Here is a 3,023-nt window from a genome sequence, read left to right as displayed (position 1 = left end):
ATCCTCGACGTGATGGGCGCCTCCACCCGTCACAAGCTCGCCTCGATCGTCGACCTGACGGGCCGCGAGGCCCCGATGCCCGCAGAGGACCAGACGCTACGCGAGGCAGTGCGGGAGGCCGAGGAGAAGGCGCAGCGCCGCCTGGACCTATCCCGCATCCAGGTCGAGGAGATCGACCTGTTCCACGGGTCGACGGTGCGCTGGCTGCGGACGGAGTCCGGGGTGTGGTTCATCCCCGTCGGCGACGCCGCCTACGTCTTCCTGATCCGCAACCCGGCCGACCGGACGTACTGGCTGCGCCGGTTCGACGCCGTCAACGGGCTCGTCGCGCCCAAGAACGACGTGCCGCTCCCCCTCGCCCCCGCGAAGGCCTGGCTGGAGCAGCAGGCCCGGGCCATGGGAAGCCGGTGGCTCGCCGCCCGTTCCGCCCCCTGGCGAAGCAAGCCGGCCAGCGTCAAGCAGCTCAACTTCTGCCGGGTGGCGCGCATCCCGGTTCCGCCCGGCAGCACGGCGGGCGAGGTGTCCGACCTCCAGGCCATCCACCAGTTCACGACGATCCTCGGCCGGCTCAGCGCACGGGCCGCGGCGTGAACGGGGGAAGTGCGATGCAGGCGGTTCCGAAGGTGATCGGGCTCGACGTCAGCCTCACCTGCACCGGGGTGGCGGGCGAGGGCTGGACCGACACCATCCGTCCCCGAACGGGCCTGCGCGGCCATCCGCGACTCGCCTGGATCATCGAGCGCGTCAACGAGCACATCGCCGGCGCCGACCTGGTGGTGATCGAGGGACCGTCGTTCGGCGGCGGTGTCGCCCACCGGCACGAGGACCTGGCTGGGCTGCGCGTCATGGTCCGGCACGCCTGCTGGCGGCGCAGCATCCCCTACGCCGTCGTACCACCCAGCTGCCGGGCCCTGTACGCCACCGGCAAGGGCTCCGGCTCCAAGGGCGCCGTCCGGGACGCCGTCCGCACCCGCTACGGCATCGACTGCGACGGGCCCGGCCGCTACGACCAGGCCGACGCCTACATCCTCTGCGCCATGGGCCTGCACCACCTCGGCTGGCCCCTCGCCGTCGTCCCCGACACCCACCGCCGCGGCCTCGACGGAAGCCAGTGGCCCACCACGGAAGGACTCGCCGCGTGACCCCGAACGAACTCCAGATCCTCATCTGCGGCATCGCCATCGGCGCCAACCTCATGGTGATCCTCAACGCGTGCTGGGACTGGCGCAACACCCGCCGCGGCATTGAGCGCTCCCGCCAGGCCCGCCGCCGCGCGGCCGCCGACCACTACCTCAACACCCTCCGCCTCTACCGGCTACAGAACCGGAGCCGCCCGATGCCAACAATTGTTGAGTCGACACCGCACCCGGCCGAGCTGCTGGAGGCCTCCGTCCGGGACTTCGAGCTGAACCTGTACGACACCCTCGACCGCGTCGAGGACGCCACCCGCCGGGACGGCCTGCTGTGACCACCATCGTCATCAACCTGAAGGGCCGCACCCACGACTACGGGCCCCGCCTCGAGCACGCCCCCAACGGGCTCGTGTACGTCGGCCGCCGCTTCACCATGGGCGGCTGGAACCTCGAGGCCCACCCGCTCGCCAACCCGTACGCCCTCAAGGAGTACGGCACTCCTGAGGCCGCCGTCGCCGCGTACATCCGGTACCTGCTCGACCGCCCCGAGTTGCTCGACCAAGCCGCCACCCTCAAGGGCCGCGTGCTGGCCTGCTGGTGTACGCCGGCGATCTGCCACGCCCACGCCATCGCCATGTACGCCGACAATCCTTCACGCGGCCGGCTCGCCGAGTACGCCGCAGACCTGGAGTGGGCGGCCGGCCTGGTCGAGCAGAGCCTGTTCAACCGGCTGGAGGCATCACCGTGACCTTCTGCGAGCTGTGCGGCGACAAGACGGGCGGCCGGTACCTGTGCGAGCGGCACACCGTCGCGCTCGCCAAGCGGCTGGCGGAACTGCCCACCCTGTACGCCGAGGTCGCCGAATGCCTGGTGCCCCGCCGGGCCGACTGGGGCGACATCGTCGCGACGAAGGCGGCGGCCGGCCCGCGGTCGCCGCTCGACGAGGACGTCCTGGACACGGTGAACATGGCCCGGGCCGCCGAGGTCGTGCACCTGTGGCGGGTGGACGTGCAGCGGGTGCGCTGGCCCCGCCACGGGGCGCCCCCGCCGGGGCAGCTGGCCGCGGACTGCCGGTGGCTGGGCATGGAGCTGGAGTGGATCGTCGCCCACTACCCCGGCACCGGGGACCTGGCGCGCGAGGTGGGCGGGCTGGAGCAGCAGGCCCGGACGATCGTCGGCGATCCGGCGCCACGGCGGCAGCGGCTCGGTACGTGCGTCGCGGTGACCGCCGAGGGCGTGGTGTGCGGGGCGGTCATCTCCCGGCTGCCCGGCGACACGCGGCTGCGGTGCCGGTGGTGTGGCTACTGCTACGAGACGCCTCAGGACTGGGCACTGCTCGTCCACCACCAGCCTGCGGAGTCGGCGTGACCACCTTGCATCCAACACCCCTGTTGGATACGCTCGCCCTGATGGAACCCAAGCCCTGGCAGGACCGGGTTCGCGACGAGGAAGAGCTGTTGGCGCAGCTCAACCAAGCCGCATCCGAGGCCGCCTCCCGACGAGCCCAAGCCCTACGCGACGGCGTCGCCGAACTCGGCTCCGTCGCCGAGGTCGCCCGCGCCCTCGGCCGCAGCTGGCAGGCCGTCGACCAGGCGCTCAAGAGGGACCAACGCAAGAAGGCGCCCAAGCCGGACGCCCCCACAACCGAATAGACAGCGAGGGCCGGACAGCAGCTCCCAGGTGTTGGCGCACCCGGGGCGATCGCACCGCCCGACCCTCTACCGAACATCCTGATTACGGCAGGAGTCGGCATGACCGATCTTTCCACGTCCGCGTGCGCGGACGACAGCACCCTTCCCGTCGAACCGAGCGACCTGGACGTCGCGATCAGCGTCGCCCAGCAGCTGCTCGACAGCGACCAGATCCTCTCCCTCCGCGAGGCCCTCCGCC

General features: G+C 71.7%; 5 protein-coding genes and 1 pseudogene. All 6 read left to right on the top strand.

The features are described from left to right. Window positions 1-591 (top strand): annotated as a pseudogene (locus ALMP_RS11970) (ATP-dependent helicase); the annotation flags it as partial. Window positions 592-605: 14 nt separating this feature from the next. Next, a complete protein-coding gene (locus ALMP_RS11965) occupies window positions 606-1,142 on the top strand; it encodes a hypothetical protein (RefSeq protein WP_264926904.1) in 537 nt (178 codons plus the stop codon). After that, a complete protein-coding gene (locus tag ALMP_RS11960; RefSeq protein WP_264926903.1) occupies window positions 1,139-1,468 on the top strand; it encodes a hypothetical protein in 330 nt (109 codons plus the stop codon). Before ALMP_RS11965 ends, ALMP_RS11960 begins: the two co-directional genes overlap by 4 nt. After that, entirely contained in the window at window positions 1,465-1,881 is a 417-nt protein-coding gene (locus ALMP_RS11955; protein WP_309299460.1) for a DUF4326 domain-containing protein, read from the top strand. The genes ALMP_RS11960 and ALMP_RS11955 overlap by 4 nt, the downstream gene beginning before the upstream one ends. Continuing rightward, window positions 1,878-2,501 (top strand): hypothetical protein, encoded by a 624-nt coding sequence (locus ALMP_RS11950; RefSeq protein WP_264926901.1) that lies wholly within the window; start codon window positions 1,878-1,880, stop codon window positions 2,499-2,501. The genes ALMP_RS11955 and ALMP_RS11950 overlap by 4 nt, the downstream gene beginning before the upstream one ends. Window positions 2,502-2,542: 41 nt before the next feature. Beyond that, window positions 2,543-2,785 (top strand): hypothetical protein, encoded by a 243-nt coding sequence (locus ALMP_RS11945; protein WP_264926899.1) that lies wholly within the window; start codon window positions 2,543-2,545, stop codon window positions 2,783-2,785. Window positions 2,786-3,023 lie beyond the last annotated feature (238 nt).

Source organism: Streptomyces sp. A012304 (assembly GCF_026008495.1).
Classification (GTDB): Bacteria; Actinomycetota; Actinomycetes; order Streptomycetales; family Streptomycetaceae; genus Streptomyces.
The sequence above is the reverse complement of the archived record's forward strand: the minus strand, read 5'-3'. Positions and strand labels throughout refer to the sequence as shown.

Bases quoted from the DNA above. Each gene is read 5' to 3' on its own strand.
- ALMP_RS11965 (WP_264926904.1), top strand. From the start codon at position 606: ATGCAGGCGGTTCCGAAGGTGATCGGGCTCGACGTCAGCCTCACCTGC.
- ALMP_RS11945 (WP_264926899.1), top strand. From the start codon at position 2,543: ATGGAACCCAAGCCCTGGCAGGACCGGGTTCGCGACGAGGAAGAGCTG.